Source organism: Psychrobacillus sp. OK032, from assembly GCF_900111345.1.
In the GTDB taxonomy this organism is placed as follows: Bacteria; Bacillota; Bacilli; order Bacillales_A; family Planococcaceae; genus Psychrobacillus.
In genome coordinates, this window is sequence record NZ_FOGY01000003.1 from 269,349 (window position 1) to 287,551 (window position 18,203).

Annotated in this window: 17 protein-coding genes and 1 riboswitch; of the genes, 16 read left to right on the forward strand and 1 reads right to left on the reverse strand. The window is 41.3% G+C overall.

The genetic code is table 11. The features are described from left to right. Positions 1-67 precede the first annotated feature (67 nt). Entirely contained in the window at positions 68-592 is a 525-nt protein-coding gene (locus BMZ04_RS08240; RefSeq protein ID WP_093267745.1) for a YwhD family protein, read from the forward strand. A gap of 286 nt (positions 593-878) precedes the next feature. Here the strand turns inward: BMZ04_RS08240 and BMZ04_RS08245 are convergent, their stop codons facing one another. Further along, on the reverse strand, positions 879-2,906 hold the full coding sequence (locus tag BMZ04_RS08245; protein WP_255367853.1) for a transglycosylase domain-containing protein: 2,028 nt from the start codon (positions 2,904-2,906) through the stop codon (positions 879-881). Between the two features lie 216 nt (positions 2,907-3,122). On the opposite strand from BMZ04_RS08245, the gene speE reads away from it, so the two are divergent. From speE to BMZ04_RS08320, 15 genes are all read left to right on the forward strand, one after another. After that, complete coding sequence (gene speE, locus BMZ04_RS08250) at positions 3,123-3,956, forward strand: spermidine synthase (RefSeq protein ID WP_093267749.1); 834 nt, start codon at positions 3,123-3,125, stop codon at positions 3,954-3,956. Between the two features lie 4 nt (positions 3,957-3,960). Next, complete coding sequence (speB, locus tag BMZ04_RS08255; protein ID WP_093267751.1) at positions 3,961-4,833, forward strand: agmatinase; 873 nt, start codon at positions 3,961-3,963, stop codon at positions 4,831-4,833. 814 nt (positions 4,834-5,647) lie between these two features. Then, a complete protein-coding gene (locus BMZ04_RS08260) occupies positions 5,648-6,067 on the forward strand; it encodes a YwiB family protein (RefSeq protein WP_177184378.1) in 420 nt (139 codons plus the stop codon). Continuing rightward, entirely contained in the window at positions 6,068-7,735 is a 1,668-nt protein-coding gene (argS, locus tag BMZ04_RS08265) for an arginine--tRNA ligase (RefSeq protein ID WP_093267761.1), read from the forward strand. A 1,156-nt stretch (positions 7,736-8,891) separates the two neighbouring features. After that, positions 8,892-9,032, forward strand: a riboswitch (cobalamin riboswitch). Between the two features lie 128 nt (positions 9,033-9,160). After that, positions 9,161-10,135, forward strand: a complete 975-nt coding sequence (locus tag BMZ04_RS08270; RefSeq protein ID WP_093267764.1) for an ABC transporter substrate-binding protein — start codon at positions 9,161-9,163, stop codon at positions 10,133-10,135. A 4-nt stretch (positions 10,136-10,139) separates the two neighbouring features. After that, entirely contained in the window at positions 10,140-11,123 is a 984-nt protein-coding gene (locus tag BMZ04_RS08275) for a FecCD family ABC transporter permease (protein WP_093268123.1), read from the forward strand. A gap of 1 nt (position 11,124) precedes the next feature. Continuing rightward, a complete protein-coding gene (locus BMZ04_RS08280; RefSeq protein ID WP_093267767.1) occupies positions 11,125-12,594 on the forward strand; it encodes an adenosylcobinamide amidohydrolase in 1,470 nt (489 codons plus the stop codon). A 2-nt stretch (positions 12,595-12,596) separates the two neighbouring features. Further along, complete coding sequence (gene cbiB, locus BMZ04_RS08285) at positions 12,597-13,556, forward strand: adenosylcobinamide-phosphate synthase CbiB (RefSeq protein ID WP_093267770.1); 960 nt, start codon at positions 12,597-12,599, stop codon at positions 13,554-13,556. Continuing rightward, a complete protein-coding gene (locus tag BMZ04_RS08290; RefSeq protein WP_093267772.1) occupies positions 13,543-14,619 on the forward strand; it encodes a pyridoxal phosphate-dependent aminotransferase in 1,077 nt (358 codons plus the stop codon). Before cbiB ends, BMZ04_RS08290 begins: the two co-directional genes overlap by 14 nt. Beyond that, the gene (locus BMZ04_RS08295; protein WP_093267775.1) at positions 14,592-15,122 is read left to right on the forward strand and encodes a bifunctional adenosylcobinamide kinase/adenosylcobinamide-phosphate guanylyltransferase; all 531 of its coding nucleotides are present in this window, start codon (positions 14,592-14,594) and stop codon (positions 15,120-15,122) included. Before BMZ04_RS08290 ends, BMZ04_RS08295 begins: the two co-directional genes overlap by 28 nt. Positions 15,123-15,131: 9 nt before the next feature. Further along, on the forward strand, positions 15,132-15,956 hold the full coding sequence (locus BMZ04_RS08300; protein WP_093267778.1) for a cobyric acid synthase: 825 nt from the start codon (positions 15,132-15,134) through the stop codon (positions 15,954-15,956). Further along, positions 15,953-16,702 carry an adenosylcobinamide-GDP ribazoletransferase gene (cobS, locus tag BMZ04_RS08305; RefSeq protein ID WP_177184379.1) on the forward strand — a complete coding sequence of 250 codons (750 nt, stop codon included), beginning with the start codon at positions 15,953-15,955 and terminating at the stop codon, positions 16,700-16,702. The genes BMZ04_RS08300 and cobS overlap by 4 nt, the downstream gene beginning before the upstream one ends. Then, the gene (locus tag BMZ04_RS08310) at positions 16,672-17,271 is read left to right on the forward strand and encodes a histidine phosphatase family protein (protein WP_093267784.1); all 600 of its coding nucleotides are present in this window, start codon (positions 16,672-16,674) and stop codon (positions 17,269-17,271) included. The genes cobS and BMZ04_RS08310 overlap by 31 nt, the downstream gene beginning before the upstream one ends. Next, a complete protein-coding gene (locus BMZ04_RS08315) occupies positions 17,223-17,612 on the forward strand; it encodes a bifunctional adenosylcobinamide kinase/adenosylcobinamide-phosphate guanylyltransferase (protein WP_093267787.1) in 390 nt (129 codons plus the stop codon). The genes BMZ04_RS08310 and BMZ04_RS08315 overlap by 49 nt, the downstream gene beginning before the upstream one ends. Next, positions 17,609-18,199, forward strand: a complete 591-nt coding sequence (locus BMZ04_RS08320) for a cob(I)yrinic acid a,c-diamide adenosyltransferase (protein ID WP_093267790.1) — start codon at positions 17,609-17,611, stop codon at positions 18,197-18,199. The genes BMZ04_RS08315 and BMZ04_RS08320 overlap by 4 nt, the downstream gene beginning before the upstream one ends. Positions 18,200-18,203 lie beyond the last annotated feature (4 nt).

Here is an 18,203-nt window from a genome sequence, read left to right on the forward strand (position 1 = left end):
TTAATTTCCTCCTTTCATAAAATTTTCTGTATACTAGATATCATAACAGAACGGAGGGAACTTTCGAATGGCAAATGAAGAAAAACCAAAACAAAAAATTGGCTTCACCATTATAAAAAATGATCCAACTGATGGACACAAAGGATTTGGGATCGGTTCACTATCTTTGGAAAATGTGTCACCAGTTATTATCGACGTACAAGAAGGAGTTGCATCAATCGAAATTGGCGCAATGCATGCTAGAAGCGAAATAGAAAAAGGTATCAAGTTTACGACGAACCGAGAAGACTCGGAAGGCGGAAAACCATATTGGCTAGTTTGGGTAACAATCGATTATAAAGCGGAAGGACCGTATTACGCAGGAGTTACTGCGTGCGAAATGGTTGTAAACCGAGAAAAACGCCGTGGTTACAAACTACTTGCAGACCATGTAAATCGAATGGACAAATCGATGAAACGCCATATTATGGTAGATTTTATGGATGATCGTTCCAAAAATATTTTGCGTGATTTTTTACAAACGCATAACCTTGAAATGTGGGAGCGTAGTAAGGGACAGTTGCATAATGAGTTGTCTGTAACTTCCAATTAAACAGTAACAATTTGGCATAATTGCGTTATGAGGTTGAATTCGAATCGAAAAGACAGTACAATTTACTTAAAGCTTACTTCACAGTAATGCTAGGACACTTAGTAGTCGTAAGTAGGCTAGAGAAATGTAATCATTGTGACAACCCAATCCAGTAATTACATAATTTTGGCGGAACGCAACAACTAAGAAAAAGCTTTCTATTACCTTTATTAGGTAGTAGAAAGCTTTTTATTTTTGTTTTGGTTTGCTTTCGTTGGGGAATTGGCCCTAAGCCTTCTATCACCATTTATTCTCCAAAAAACGAAAACGGGAAAATCGACCATGGTTCTGTATCTTCGTCATCTGATGCCTCGAAGGTTTGCTGCTTCAAAGTTGGATCGGTACATAATTTAGTGGGAACGTCTTCCTCTTTTAAATAAACAAGTCTTTGTTTCTCACAAGCGGAAGTAGCGATTCCTCCTGTCTCAATATCCACAATAACTCCGCGAACCCCAGGAGGAGCGATGAATGGTTCGGATGGTAAACCTTGATGTGCTTTTTCCATAAATTCAATCCACACTTGCTTCGTTACTTGTCTTGCCTCCGCTTCACTCACCTGTTTTCCTTGATCATAACCATTCCAAACACCCGCAGTTAATTGTGGGGTGAACCCGATTAAATATTGATCAGAAATTGTCGTCCCTGATTTTGCAGCATATGGTCTCGTTTGTTTTGCACGAATACTAATGCCAGTTGCAGGGGAGTAATCATTAAAAATGGGATCGAACATACCAGTTAGTAAATGAGCCAGCATAAATGCATCTTGTTCGAGCAATACTTTTTTATCTTTCCTTTTATCTTTCTCCAAATCATAAATAACCTTGCCATTATTATCTGTGATTTTCGTAATATAGGTTGGTTCTCTCAGGATTCCCTTTCCAGAGATCGTGTTATACGCTTTTGTCATGTCCATTAAAGAAGCTTCCGATGTGCCGAGCGCTGTTGCAGGCGTATCGTCGACATTCATATGAACATTGAATCGTTCAATCAGTTGCTCGAATGGTTTATACCCAATTTGTTCAAGTGTTTTTACCGCATAAATATTATCAGAAATGGCAAGTGCTTGTGCCATTGATATAGGATGTTCTGCAAATTCACCATTCACATTTTTCGGCTCATATTCTTGTCGACCATTATCATACGTGAAAATAGTTCGTTCACTTTTCATATACGTAAGGGGAGTGAATCCATTTTCTAACGCCGAAGCAAATAATAAAGGTTTAATCGTAGAACCAGGTTGCCTTTTTGCTTGAGTTACTCGGTTAAATGGACTTTCACTAAAATTACGTCCGCCAACCATTGCTGTAACATATCCCGTTTTCGGTTCAAGGCTAACAAATCCAATTTGTAACTCACCTTCTGGCATCCACTTTTCGATGACCTCTTCTGCTACTTGTTGATGATTTCTGTTCAAAGTAGTCTCGATGGTCCATCCACCTTCTTCAATTCGTCGACCCTTTTTCTGAAGGATTCCTGTCGCCTCTTTCCAAACTTCTTCTAAAAAGTAAGGAGCTGCTTTTTTCTTCATTAGCGAATCTTCCGTTTTCAACACATATTGCTCTTGGGTAGCACGTTCTCGTTGCTCGGCAGTAATAAATTGCTGGTTTTCCATTAGTGCTAAAATGAGTTGTTGTCGGTTCACCGCTTTTTCTTCATCAACTAACGGGGAATAATAAGTAGGGCCTTTTGGAATTCCCATTAATAGTGCAGATTCTGCAAGCGTTAAATCCTTTGCGCTTTTTCCGAAATAATATCGACTTGCGGCCTCCACACCATACATGCCATGGCCAAAATAAACGGTATTCAAAAATCCTTCGAGCAATTCATCTTTTTCATAAAAAATTTCGAGACGGTAAGCATATAATGCTTCGTTAATCTTTCGAGTCCAAGTCTTGTCATGCGTCAAAAATAGATTTCTAGCATATTGTTGGGTAATCGTGCTTGCACCTTCTACTTTTCGCATTGCCTTTATATCCTTTAAAAGTGCAGAAGCAATTCGAGTATAATCAAACCCGTGATGCTCATAAAATTCCTGATCCTCTACTGCAATAATCGCTTGTGATACGAATGGAGAAATGTCCTCGAGTGAAACCCAATAGCGCCTCTGATCTTCAAATCGATCCCCAATTACATTTCCTTGGTCATCTAGAAAGACGGAGGAAATAGGTACTTGAATAATAGGTGCACCAACGATTTGAGCGTAAACTCGGAGCGTAACAAGTGCACCAATAAATGCGAAGCTAGCAACGATACTAAGTAAAAAAACTCTTTTCATGCGTTTAGATCGAGTGGCTTTTTTCCGGTATTGTACACGCCCCATAAAAATCTCCTCCGTCTCTTGTTGGATGTTTTTATTAGTATGAGAACAATAGATTCAAATTAAACGGAAAAAGAAAAAAGTATTGCACTTTTGTCAAAAAGCTCTATACTTTCTTTGTATTATTTTTTTGATACACTATATACATAACGTATACACAAAGGAGATAGATAGATGGCTGGATTTTGGTTTACAGAAAAACAAACAGAGAATTTTGGAATTACAATGAAGGTAAAACGAACACTTCATACAGAGCAAACAGATTTTCAACTGTTAGAAATGGCAGAAACAGAAGAGTGGGGGAATATGCTCTTTTTAGACGGCATGGTTATGACGTCTCAAAAAGATGAGTTTGTATACCATGAAATGGTTGCACACGTTCCTTTATTTACTCATCCAAACCCGGAAAATGTATTAGTTGTTGGTGGCGGAGACGGTGGCGTAATTCGTGAAATTATGAAGCACCCGAAAGTAAAGAAAGCAACACTTGTTGATATAGATGGAAAAGTTATTGAGTATTCGAAGATCTATTTACCGGAAATTGCATGTGAATTAGAAAACCCACGTGTAGATGTACAAGTAGGCGACGGTTTCATGCATATTGCAGAATCTGAAAACGAATACGATGTTATCATGGTAGATTCTACTGAACCTGTAGGACCTGCAGTAAACTTATTTACTAAAGGATTCTATGCTGGAATTTCAAAAGCGTTGAAAGAAGATGGATTATTCGTTGCACAATCGGACAACCCTTGGTTCAAAGCAGATTTAATTCGCCAAGTTCAAAAAGACGTAAAAGAAATTTTCCCAATTACGAATATGTATTTGGCAAATATTCCGACGTACCCAAGTGGACTATGGTGCTTTACAATTGGTTCTAAAAAATACGATCCACTTCAAGTTCCAGACGAGCAATTCCATGAAATTGACACAAAATACTATACAAAAGAGCTTCACAAAGCAGCATTCGTATTGCCGAAATTTGTGAAAGACTTAGCTGGAGAGTAAGCCGATGCGATTTGACGAAGCTTATTCAGGAAATGTATTTATTAAAAGCAAGCAAAATTACGACGAAGCACAAGCCGTTATTTACGGCATGCCAATGGACTGGACGGTAAGTTTCCGCCCGGGCTCACGCTTTGGCCCGCAACGTATTCGTGAAGTATCGATTGGACTAGAGGAATACAGCCCCTATTTGGACCGCGAGCTAGATGATGTAAATTATTTCGATGCAGGAGATATTCCACTTCCTTTTGGAAATGCATCGAAAAGTATTGAGTTAATAGCAGGTTTTATTCGCCAGTTAATGCAAGACGGGAAAATCCCAGTCGGCATGGGTGGCGAGCATTTAGTGTCATGGCCGGTTATGAAAACAGTGGCAGACAACTACAAAGACCTTGCGATTATCCATATGGATGCGCATACCGATTTACGTGTGGAATACGAAGGAGAGCCACTTTCTCACTCAACACCGATTCGTAAAATTGCCGAATATATCGGACCGGAAAACGTTTATTCATTTGGAATCCGTTCTGGAATGAAAGAAGAGTTCGATTGGGCAAAAGAAAATGGCATGCATATTTCGAAGTTCGACGTATTAGAGCCTTTGAAAGAAGTGCTACCAACGCTTGAAGGTCGTCCAGTTTATGTAACGATTGATATCGACGTATTGGACCCTGCACACGCACCTGGCACTGGAACAGTAGACTGCGGTGGAATCACTAGCCGCGAGCTACTAGCTTCTATCCATGCAATCGCAAACTCAGGCGTAAACGTAGTTGGTTTCGACTTAGTAGAAGTTGCCCCGATTTACGACTCATCTGAACAAACCGCTAATACTGCTTCGAAGTTATTAAGAGAAATGATTTTAGGTTGGGTTAAATAATTTAGAAACGTGATGTCCTTTTTAGGGCACACGTTTTTTTGTTTCTAGGAAATCACAAAATTTGTGTTATACGTATAACTCTTTCCAAACTAAAGCTATATCACTTTATTAAACGCGATATAGAAGTAATGTGTCTTAAGGAAGTTACCGCCAGGATTTCCGCTGCAGGGCGGACGCTTTCCGCGGGGTGAGCGATGAGCCATCACCGACGCTACGCGTACGTTGTGATGTCTCATCTGTCTCACTCATCCCGCAGGAGTCGCCGCCCTTCCGCGAAAATCAAAGGAGCTTGCTGACTATTTAATTTCTAGCTTTAAAACAAAAAGGTTTATTAGAAAAGCAATTAAAAATCCAATATAAGGCTAAGAACAGTCAACTGATCATTGAAAGCAACCAATTTGCTAACATAAGCAACCAATTCTCATATTGAAGAAATTACTAATAGGAAACGACAATTATTGGTATGGAAAATTGCATTGTTAGTGATTCATCAAATGTTGATGCTAATTAGTCAGCGTATTTTTGTTGATTGTAGCGCAAGGCGGCGACTCCTGCGGGAACAGCGCGAGCTGAAGACCCTGGACTGAGCGAAGCGAGGGAAGCGGCTGAAGCCGTGCCCGCGGAAAGCGTCCGCCTGGAGCGGAAATCAACTGCACTTGCAGTGACTCTCTAAGATGCATTATCTCTATACTGTGTGAGCAGCCTATTTGTAATGATAGCTTTTTTAATTTAGCTTATGTTTAGTTGTCATTCCCATGCTTTTAGCATTATAATAAAAAGGTTACAGTAAAAAATGCTTCAAAGGATGAACGCAATGTCTCAACCAATAAAAAAATCAGTAAATGTCCGCTTATTATCTACGATTCAACATCCAGATGTTGCAGCGGAAACATTTGACATACAAACAACAGGTGAGCTAACAATCAAAGGAGCTCAACCTTATATAGTTTACGAAGAAACGCAAAATGAAAAAGCGATCAAAACAACGGTCAAGTTAAGTAACGATTCTGCATTAATTCTTAGAAGTGGCGGCGTAAAAATGAGACTGCCATTCGTAAAAGGAGAACTTCAAAATGGAAGCTATGATTCTGGATATGGCTCTATGATGATTACAACAAATACGAAGCAGCTCAATTTTGAAAATGGTCATTTTCGAGTAGAATATGAGCTATTAATAAATGAAGAAATCGCAGGTACATATACATTAGAACTAATTTATACGGAGGCGAATTAAATGAACGCAGTAGAAAAAGTGCAACAATCGATTAAAACAGCATTGCAACAAGCAATTGTAAAAGCAGAATTAGTAGCGGAAGATCAGATTCCAGCTATTCATTTAGAAACACCGAAAGATAAAGCAAATGGGGATTATGCAACAAATATCGCGATGCAATTAACTAAACTAGCGAAAAAGAATCCACGTCAAATTGCGGACGCTATTGTAGAAAACCTAGATATGTCAGGTACAATGATGGACAAAATCGATATCGCCGGTCCAGGATTTATGAATATTACCGTGCGTAAAGATTATTTACAAGAAGTAATTAAAGCTGTACTTACGGAACAAGCCGATTATGGCCGCACAAAAACTGGTGCAGGGGAAAAAATTCAAGTCGAGTTTGTATCTGCGAACCCAACAGGTGACTTACATTTAGGGCATGCGCGTGGTGCTTCTGTCGGGGATTCATTATGTAATGTACTTGATTTCGCTGGATACGATGTAGCTCGTGAATATTATATTAATGACGCTGGAAATCAAATCCATAACTTAGCTGTTTCCATTGAAGTGCGCTATTTTGAAGCTTTAGGGTTAGAAAAAGAAATGCCGGAAGACGGATATCGCGGTCAAGATATTATCGATATCGCAGCAGATCTTGTAAAAGAGCATGGAGATAAGTTTGTTCAAATGTCAGACGAAGAACGTTATAAAGCGTTCCGTTCACATGGATTAAAAGTAGAGCTTGCTAAATTACAAAAAGACTTAGCGGACTTCCGTGTAGGTTTCGATAACTGGTTCTCTGAAACATCGTTATATGAAGATGGAAAAATCGAAGTCGCACTTGATAAATTAAAAGCAAACGGCCATATTTTCGAAGAAGAAGGAGCGACTTGGTTCCGTTCTACAACATTTGGTGACGATAAAGACCGTGTGTTGATCAAAAGTGATGGTTCATTCACGTATTTATTACCAGACATCGCGTACCATGAAGACAAATTAGTTCGTGGCTTCGACCAACTGATTAATATTTGGGGAGCGGATCACCACGGATACATCCCTCGTATGAAAGCGGCAATTGAAGCGCTTGGATACGAGCGTGAAAAACTAGAAGTATCGGTTATTCAAATGGTGCAGCTGTATAAAGACGGCGAAAAAATGAAAATGAGTAAACGTACTGGTAAAGCAGTTACGATGCGCGAGCTAGTAGAAGAAGTAGGGCTAGACGCAGTTCGTTACTTCTTCGGTATGCGTTCTGGCGATTCACATATGGATTTCGACTTAGATTTAGCTGTTTCCCAATCGAATGAAAACCCAGTATACTATGCACAATATGCACATGCTCGTATTTCCTCGATCTTACGAGCAGCTGAAACACAAGGCTTGAAAGCTTCAACAGATTCACTTGAGTTATTGCAAAGTGAAAAAGAATTAGACTTATTGAAAAAAATCGGTGACTTCCCACAAGTAGTAGCAGACTCTGCAAAACTTCGTGCACCACACCGAATCGCTACTTATATACAAGAGCTTGCAGCAACATTCCACAGTTTCTACAATGCGGATAAAGTACTCGATGCAGAAAACGTAGCACTTACTGGCGCTCGTCTTGCACTAGTAACCTCTGCTCGCCAAACAATTGCGAACGCACTACGCTTAATCGGCGTAGCCGCTCCAGAAAAGATGTAATATGTAACACTTCGACCTCGGTCGGAGTGTTTTTTTGTGCTTGGCGACGTTTTAAGGGGGGATTCGCTCCTAAATAATGTCTATGCGCTCCTAAAAAGTCTGGTATCCGCTCCTACCGCCCGCGACCGCCCCTAGTGGATGTCTATCCGCTCCTAAGTATCAGCTATGCGCTCCTAAAAGCCCGGCATCCTCTCCTACCGTCCGCGACCGCCCCTAGTGGAGGTTTATCCGCCCCTAAGTCTCGGCTATGCGCTCCTAAAAGCCCGGCATCCGCTCCTACCGCGCATGATCGCCCCTAGTGGAGGTCTATCCGCTCCTAAGTATCAGCTATGCGCACCTAAAAGCCCGGCATCCGCTCCTACCGTCCGCGACCGCCCCTAGTGGAGGTTTATCCGCCCCTAAGTCTCGGCTATGCGCTCCTAAAAGCCCGGCAACCGCTCCTACCGTCCGCGACCGCCCCTAGTGGAGGTTTATCCGCTCCAAAGTATCAGCTATCCGCACCTAAAAGCCCGGCATCCGCTCCTACCGTCCGCGACCGCCCCTAGTGGAGGTTTATCCGCCCCTAAGTCTCGGCTATGCGCTCCTAAAAGCCCGGCAACCGCTCCTACCGTCCGCGACCGCCCCTAGTGGAGGTTTATCCGCTCCAAAGTATCAGCTATCCGCACCTAAAAGCCCGGCATCCGCTCCTACCGTCCGCGACCGCCCCTAGTGGAGGTTTATCCGCCCCTAAGTCTCGGCTATGCGCTCCTAAAAGCCCGGCAACCGCTCCTACCGCGCATGACCACCCCTAGTGGAGGTTTATCCGCCCCTAAGTCTCGGCTATGCGCACCTAAAAGCCCGGCATCCGCTCCTACCGTCCGCGACCGCCCCTAGTGGAGGTTTATCCGCCCCTAAATCTCGGCTATGTGCTCCTAAAAGCCCGGCATCCGCCCCTACCGCCGAGGACAGGCTAAATCAGAGCCCCATCCGAGCAATCCCCCTGGTCATCCGAGCAAATGCTCAGCTTATCCGCGCATATCTGCTCGCTAATCGAGCCGATCCGTCATTATCCGCACATATATTGCAATTATCCTATTAAAACAGACAAACACATCTGCTCACGAAAAATCCTGTCGACAACCAATCTATTTCATGTATAATTAAGTCGATGCATACGAAATATTTCGAAAATAAAGGTGCTTGCTATGAAACTAGCAAGTTAAAAGGGAAGCTAGTTCAAATCCAGCGCGGTCCCGCCACTGTATGTGATAGAGTTCTATCATGAGTCAGAAAACCTGCCTTTATGAGTAAACACTTTAATGCCTACGAGGATAGGTAACGTGTGAGTCAGCTTGGCATATGGCAAACCTAGCAGATTTATACCTATTCTATCTCTCGTACAGTGGACGAGAGTTTTTTATTTGCACAGAAAATGGGGGAAGTAACATGAAGAAATTATGGCAATTATGGATGACAATCGCTTTAGCGGTACTACTTTTAGTAGGATGCGGACAAAAAGAAGAAACACCTGTCGAAAATAACGACAATGCCCAACAAGAAGAAGCAGTAGTAGAAACAGAAACAGAATTCCCGATAACAATGACAGATGCAGTTGGTAATGAAATTACCCTAGAAGCAGCGCCAAAAACAATTGTGTCGATGATGCCAAGTAATACAGAAATTTTATTTGCTTTAGGATTAAATGAGGAAATCGTTGGAGTTAATGATTATGATAATTACCCAGCAGAAGCACTCGAAAAAGAGAAAATCGGTGGGCAAGAATTCAATGTGGAAAAAATCGTAGCAATGAATCCGGAAATCGTTTTCGCACATGAATCCGGTCTTGGTATGGGAGAAGCAGGTCTACAACAAATCCGTGATGCTGGTGTGAAAGTTTTCGTTGTCAAAAATGCAGGGGACTTCGACCAAACATACACTACTATTGAACAAATCGGTCGTGCTACTGGAAAATTAGCAGAAGCAGAAAATATTGTTGAAGATATGAAAGCAAAAGTAGAAGAAGTTAAAGAAAAAGTAGCAAAAGTGGAAACAAAGAAAACTGTATTCGTTGAAACATCAGATGTTCCGGAAATTTACACACCTGGTAAAGGGACGTTCATGCAAGAGTTTTTAGATATGGTGAATGCGGAAAATATCGCGGCAGATCAAGAAGGCTGGTTTATGATATCGCCGGAAGAAATCGTTAGCCGTAACCCAGATGTGATTATTGTTATGTATAGCTATGTAGATGGAATTGTAGATAGCGTAAAAGCTCGTGATGGATTCGATACGGTTACTGCTGTGAAAAATGATGCAGTTGTACAAGTAGATGAAAACTTAACGAGTCGTACAGGTCCACGTCTTGCAGAAGGATTAGAAGAGATCGCGAAGGCAATTTACCCAGAGGTATTTAGTGAGTAAAGCCATGATCGGCTACATCTTGTCGATTGCTGCTCTGTTAGTAGCAATTTGGCTTGGTGTATCGGTCGGATCCGTTAAGGTACCGATCAGCACATTATGGGATACGGGAGCAGATGCAATCGCATCGAATATCGTTTGGAAAATTCGCATGCCGCGTGTTGTACTTGCAGGACTAGTTGGTGCATCACTAGCTATTGCAGGTGCTGCGTTTCAAGGGTTGTTAAAAAATCCGCTTGCCGATCCTTATACGTTAGGAGTGTCGTCCGGTGCCTCAGTAGGTGCCGTGACTACGCTCTTTTTCGGTATTTCGGTACCATTTTTAGGAATATTCACGTTGCCTGTTTTCAGTATGATCGGTGCATTAGTGACAATGCTAGCTGTTATTTCATTTGCAAAGCTAGTTGATCGAGCGATGAAAATGGAAACGATTATTTTAACTGGTATTATTTTTAGTTCTTTTTTAGGCTCGGTTATTTCACTTATGATTGCACTTACCGGGGAAGAACTACGTCAAATTATTAGTTGGCTTCTAGGAAGTGTATCGATGCGCGGCTGGAGCTTTGTACAAATGGCTTTACCGTTTGTGTTTATTGGGACGCTTTTATTATGGGTTAACAGAAGAGAGCTAAATGCGATGCTGTTTGGAGAAGAACGGGCACAGCATTTAGGAGTCAATGTGAAAAAAAGAAAAATGATGATTTTGATCGGTGGCTCTATGCTTACTGGAACGGCGGTTGCGGTGTCGGGAACGATTGGATTTGTAGGACTTGTCGTACCACATATGACGAGGCTTTTATTTGGCTCGGACAATCGGCATGTATTACCCCTTAGCTTTATAAATGGAGCATCGTTATTAATCATTTGTGATTTAGTGTCTCGTACGATTATTGCACCAACGGAACTGCCGATTGGTGTGATAACAGCGTTTATTGGGGCGCCAGTTTTTGCATTTATTTTCTTTAGACAACGGAAAAAAGGAGGCATTTAATATGTTACAAGTGGAAAATATATCGGGTGGATATGATCACCAATTGATTGTTAAAAATGTCTCCTTTCATGTCGGAAAAGGAGAAATGCTTGGAATCCTTGGACCAAACGGGAGTGGGAAATCCACCTTGTTAAAAGTAATTAGTGGAATACTACATAAGCAGTCCGGTGATGTATTAATAAATGGGAAACCGTTAAATTCCTATTCATCGAAAGAGTTGGCGAAAAAAATGGCGGTTCTTCCTCAACTACATAGTCATGCGTTTTCCCATACTGTGAGAGATACGATTGCACTTGGTCGCTATCCCCATCAAAGTGGCTTGTTTTCTTCTTGGTCGAACGAAGATGAAGCAGCTGTTGCCTTGGCAATGAAACAAATGGGAATAGAGAGATACGAGCATCACTTGTTAGATCTATTGTCCGGGGGGGAGCAACAGCGTGTATTTGTAGCACAAGCACTTGCGCAACAAGCTCCAATACTATTACTCGATGAACCGACAAATCATTTAGATATCGCTCATCAAAAACAATTGCTTGATACGATCAAAACACAAGCAAATGAAAACGAAATGACGATCATCAGTATATTTCATGATATAAATCTCGCAGCACTTTACTGTGATCGGCTTCTATTAATGGATCAAGGCGAAGTAAAAGCCATCGGAGAACCGCATGAAGTAGTTATGAAAAGCCAAATCGAAACAGTGTATAAAGCGAGGATAAGCACAAATCCGCACCCGGAACGTCCAAAGCCTCAAATCACGATACTACCGGATATAAAAGAGGAACGTCATGAGAAACTTATTACGATAGAAAACTTTCAAGTGACGGATGAATTAGTCGTATTCCAAGCGGAGCATCAATTAAAAACATGGTCATCTGCAGTAATAAACGCTGGGACTGGATGGTACCGAACATTTGTGAATAGAAGAGTAGATGCCCACTATAATATTGACAATGCACAAACAGAAATGCAGCAATTCCTTGTTAGTCGCGGGTATTCTGAAACAGAAACAGTAGGAATGATGACAGCTGTTTATACGAAAGACGCAGTCATTAAACAATACGACGGCGATTTCGGCTCCGTCATCGTTATGGTGACAGCAGGGGTTGGGAATGCAGTAGATGTGGCAAAAGCTTATGAAGTTGAGGCATTACCCGCAATTGGCACGATAAATACATGGATAATTATAAACGGGGAATTAGCAGAGGAAGCTTTTATACAAGCGGTTATTACTGCAACCGAAGCAAAAACGAAAGCACTTGCATTTGAACAAGTCAAAGATTCTCGTACTGGCACAATTGCTACTGGAACATCAACGGATAGCGTACTAGTTGCAGCAACACAACAAGGAGCGCATATTCCATATGCGGGTCCAATTACGGAAGTTGGGAAAAAAATCGGGCTTGGCGTCTATGAATGCACAGTCGAAGCAATCCAAATTTATAAAAAAGCAAAAGGCTGGGAATAGGGATGGGTCCACATATAATCGCCATCGCGGTAGGGCTCTTACTCGATAGGATAATCGGAGACCCACCGAATTGGCCACATCCCGTTCGATTGATCGGTGCGCTCATTTCAAAGCTAACAACTTGGTTGAATAAAGGAAACGCGAAGAAAGCGAAAGGATATCTACTCGTTTTTATTGTTGTTGGAATAACATTTTCCATTACAATAGCGATTTTACTCGGTGCATATTCCATCCATCTTGCGGTTGGAATTGCAGTAGAAAGTGTGTTGATCGCATCGGGACTAGCACAAAAAAGCTTAAAGGAAGCAGCGATGGATGTGTATAAACCACTAGTTGCAAATGATTTACCTTCTGCTAGAGAAAAATTATCGTGGATTGTTGGAAGAGACACAGACAAGCTAGATGAACAAGAAATTACACGTGGCGTTGTAGAAACTGTCTCAGAAAATATTAGCGATGGAATTACGGCTCCACTTTTTTATGCTTTTCTATTTGCAGGTGCACCTGGACTTTGGGTATACAAAGCAATCAATACGCTCGATTCAATGGTCGGTTATAAAAATGAGCAATACGAAGATTTTGGATATGCATCTGCAAAGCTGGATGACATAGCGAACTATATACCAAGTCGTTTGACGGGCTATCTCATTATGCTATGGGGCAAAAAAGAAAGTGCGTTATCTTTTCGAAAACGAATGCGGGGATGGTGGCTTGACGCGAAAAAGCATCCAAGTCCAAATAGTGGCTATTTAGAAGCTGCGACTGCTTATCAGCTTGGCATTCAACTCGGAGGAATAAATACATATAAAGGAATCATTTCTAACCGGGCTCGCATGGGAATTGGAGAGGTTCCTTTAACGCCAAATCATATACTAAGCACCATTTCGCATTTGAATACAGCTGTATTTCTATTTTGGCTTTGGATGATGGTTATTGGAGGAATTTTATATGGCATTACCTAATCATGGGGCAAATGCACATCATGTATATGAACGACTAGGAATCGAAATACCGAAAACGGTAATAGACTTTAGTGAAAATGTAAACCCATTAGGACCACCGGCATTTGTCATGGAAAAATGGTCGACCTATGCTGGGTTAATCACAAAATACCCTGATCCGCATGGAGAGCCTTTTTTATCTGCTGCTGCAAAATATCATAATATATCTGTGGATAACATCATCGTTGGAAATGGAGCAGCAGAACTATTCGCAAGTCTCGCCAAACGATATGAGAATAAACGTGCAGTGTTGATTCATCCGACTTTTTCAGAATATGAAGCGACTCTAGCCCCTTATAATGTGTACATAAAAGAAATAATTGCAACAGGAGAGTTACCTTTAGACGAAGTGCTAGATGAAATCGAATTTGCAGAAGTCATTTATATTTGCAGACCAAATAATCCAACCGGCCATTTGATTCCATTAAAAGAAATAATGCAAATAGCCGAATACGCGAAAAGATATAAATGTGAAGTGATTTTAGACGAAGCGTTTCTCGATTTTATCGATGAAAAAGAATCATTTATCCCATATTTAAAGGATTTTCCGAACGTTATCGTCGTACGTTCCATGACGAAAATGTATGCAATTCCAGGTTTACGTCTCGGATATGCAGTAGGTAGCGAAGGCTTCATAAAAGATATTCGCTCCCGGTTGTCGCATTGGAATAGTAATGCAATTGCCACTACAATTGGGGCTGAATGTTTAAAAGAAGAGGCATATCGTATGAAAGCAATTGCTTATGCAACGGAAATACGGCAGTGGTTTACCGATTTTCTCGAAAAGTGGAACTGCGTTGTATTGCCTTCTTCGACGAACTTTATTTGTTTCCAACTGCCAGAGGCTACACGTTCAAAAGCATTCTTCGAGTATTTATTGGCAAAAGGGTGCGTCCTTCGCCATACAGAAAACTTTAAAGGTCTCGATGGAAAATGGTTTCGAGTAGGCATGAAAGAAAAGGCGCATATGGAGCATTTGCAAAAGGAGATGACCGAATGGTTCGAGGAAAACTTGTCTTTATAACAGGTGGCGTGCGAAGTGGAAAAAGTAACTTTGCCGAACGGTATGTCATGAACGAGCAAGCAAAACGAAACGTGTACGTTGCTTCTGGCATTGCAGTAGACGAGGAAATGCAGGAGCGCATCAATAGACATCGAAACGACCGTAGAAATTATCCAGTCGAATGGGTGACGATCGAGCAGCCAAGGCATATGGAGAGAATAGTTCCGCAAATCAAAGAAGGGGATGCCATCCTTTGGGATTGTGTCACGACTTGGCTTGCAAATGAGCTGTACGAAAGTCAAATGGATGAAGTAGAAAAGACATTATTCGCGGCAATTGATCAGTTATTAGAAAAAGTACAAGTACTAGTCGTTGTTTCAAATGAAGTGCTGGATGAACCAGTATCCAAATATGAATTTACAGCTCTATATCAAGAGTGGATTGGAAGGCTCCACCAAAAGCTTGTAGCAAAAGCAGATCATGCCTTCGAAATGGAATATGGCATAAGTCATCAGTGGAAATGAGGGATGGATGTGAAAGGCTTAATGGTGCAAGGTACCGCTTCTAGCGTAGGGAAAAGTTTAGTATGCACAGCTATTTGCCGACTCCTTGCAAATGAAGGAAAACACGTGGCCCCTTTTAAATCACAAAACATGTCTTCTTTAAGCACTCAAACAGAGGAAGGTTTGGAAATTAGTATCTCTCAAGCATTACAAGCAAGAGCGGCAAGAACCCCTTATGTAGCGGAAATGAATCCAATACTGCTAAAACCTTCGGGGAATATGGAATCCGACATCATTATTCTAGGGAAAAAGTTGAGTAAAATGAACGGAATACATTATCGAGAGCGATTTTTTGAAGAAGGACAGAAACTTATTGAAAATAGCTTAAAAAGCCTTTCCACATCCTATGACTACTTAATTCTAGAAGGTGCCGGCAGCCCTGTGGAAGTGAACTTAACGGATCGGGAATTAGTAAATATGCGGATTGCCGATTTAGTAGATGTCCCGGTTTTATTAGTTGCAAATATCGAGTATGGTGGGGTGTTTGCTTCTATAGTTGGCACACTAGCGCTATTGCCAGAGGCGCATAGAGCACGTGTAAAAGGGATCATTATAAATAAGTTTCGAGGGGACGTTTCTTTATTCCAAGATGGAATTAACTTCATCGAATCGCATACAGGAATCGATGTTATTGGGGTCATTCCTTATTTTCCAAATGAATTAGAGGAAGAAGACGGCGAAGCGAAAAGTGGCGGGAATGCATCCGATGAACAAATAGAGGATTGGGCGAACCATTTTAAAAAGCATGTGAAATGGGAAATGATCATCTCTATTTTAAATGGGGTGAAGAATTGAATAGCTTATTATTAGCACTTCAATTTTTCTCGATTATCCCAGTAAGCAAAAATTTACCGATGGAAAGACGCCCGATTACTGGTATGTATAGTATCTTCCCGTGGATAGGTGCTGTTATTGGGGCAATTGCTTGTCTAATGCTCTACTTTGAATGGAGTCCATTAATGACGGGTTTTAGTATTGTACTACTTGGCATTATATTTTCCGGGGGCCTTCATATGGACGGGTTTATCGATACATCAGATGCATTTTTTTCTTATAAAGATCGAATAAAACGATTCGAAATATTAGACGATCCAAGAGTCGGTGCATTTGGAGTAATGGCTGTTGTTTTACTCGTCATTGGTAAAGTAATTATTGTATCCGAAGTCCTTTCGGTACCGGCCTTTCATTGGATTTTGGTTATACTTATTCCTTATTTATCTAGGACGGTACTTACACTGCTGTTTTCTTGCACAAATAGTGCCAAAACGAGTGGGCTTGCATACTTTTTTAAGCAAAAAATGAATGGGAATGTCGTCTTAATTGCGTCTGCATGTCACTTTTTTATTGGCCTTGCTGTTCTAGGATGGCTGACGGATTGGCTAATTGCCGTAACATTTGCAGTTGTGTTGGTTGGTTTTATTTGCTTATTTCGCAATTGGGCTCTAAAGAATTTTGGCGGGGTTACCGGTGATTTGCTTGGGGCGAGTGTAGAAGTTTCGGAGGTGGTGTTATGGCTGACGCTTTTACTATTACTCTCATAAGGCATTTGCCAACACAAGGAAACCGGGAAAGAAAATATATCGGCTGGACGGATGAACCGATTATTGGTGGAATCAATTCGAAAAAATTCTCTAGCCCGATCAATCAAGTGGTCGGCAGCGATTTAGTGCGCTGCAAACAAACAGCAGCGAAAGTTTTTAGTGGAATTCCTTATACGGCAAATGCAAACTTCAGGGAATGCTCCTTTGGTGATTGGGAGCAAAAAACATATAATGAATTAAAAGAAGATGCCTTATATAGAAAGTGGCTCGACAATCCTCGACAAAATGCTCCTCCAAAAGGTGAGTCGCTGGATCAAATGGAAAAGCGAGTGTTGCAAGCTTTTTATGAAGTGGTGGAAGAAGTAGAGCATCCGATTATTATTACGCATGGTGGTCCAATTCGCTATTTACTGACAAAATATGCAAACGTCGAAAAAAGTTTTTGGGATTGGGAAGTACCGCATGGGTGTAGCTACCAGTTGAAGTGGACGGATAAAAGAGACGTACTGGAGGGAAAGCGATGCACGTCATTTTCGGTGGAGCATTTAATGGAAAACGAGCATACGTAGAGCAAAGAATTCAAGGACGAAGCGTGCAATGGGTGAATGCCGAGGAGGATATTCCAGTATTTTTGTCAAATACAGAAGTGATCGTCGTTTTTGGGATAGAAAATTTGTTACAAACTAAGTTAGAAAAATGGCTCGAATGTTTGGAACGATGGAATGAAGAAATCGAAGTTATTGTAATCGCAACTGAAATTGGTAGAGGAATTGTACCGATGGAAGCAAGCACTCGCAAATTGAGAGATGACGTCGGTCGATTTTATCAACAACTTTTCACAAAGGCAGAAAGTGTTACGCGAATTTGGTACGGAATTTCACAAACAATAAAGGGAGATGTGTGGAGATGAAAATTTATACAAAAACAGGCGATAAAGGGCAAACAGGATTAATCGGAGGAAGAACTGATAAGGATAATGTACGTGTAGAAGCGTACGGAACAATCGATGAGTTAAATTCATTCATCGGAAAAGCTGTGACAGAACTAGACCCAGCTATATTTGCGGATATTCTAGAAGATTTAGAAACAATTCAACATGAGCTATTCGATTGTGGCGGAGATCTTGCTAATGTATCGAATCGTCGAGTATATAAAATGACAGACGAACCAATCGAAGCAATGGAAAAACGAATTGATGTACTTGTGGAAGAAAGTCCAGCGTTAGAACGTTTCATATTACCAGGCGGAACACCAGCAGCTGCAACACTTCATATTGCACGCACCATTACAAGACGTGCAGAACGACAAGTAGTCACATTGACGAAGGCGGAAGAAGATGTTCCAACAGTTGTGCAACGTTATCTGAACCGTTTGTCCGATTATTTATTTTCCGCAGCTCGAGTTGCTAATGCACGAATGAATGTTTCGGATGTAGAATATATCCGCAGTGCAAAAGTATTCAAGAACGTAGGAAGTGTTAAAAAAGAGGGGGAGTAAGTAG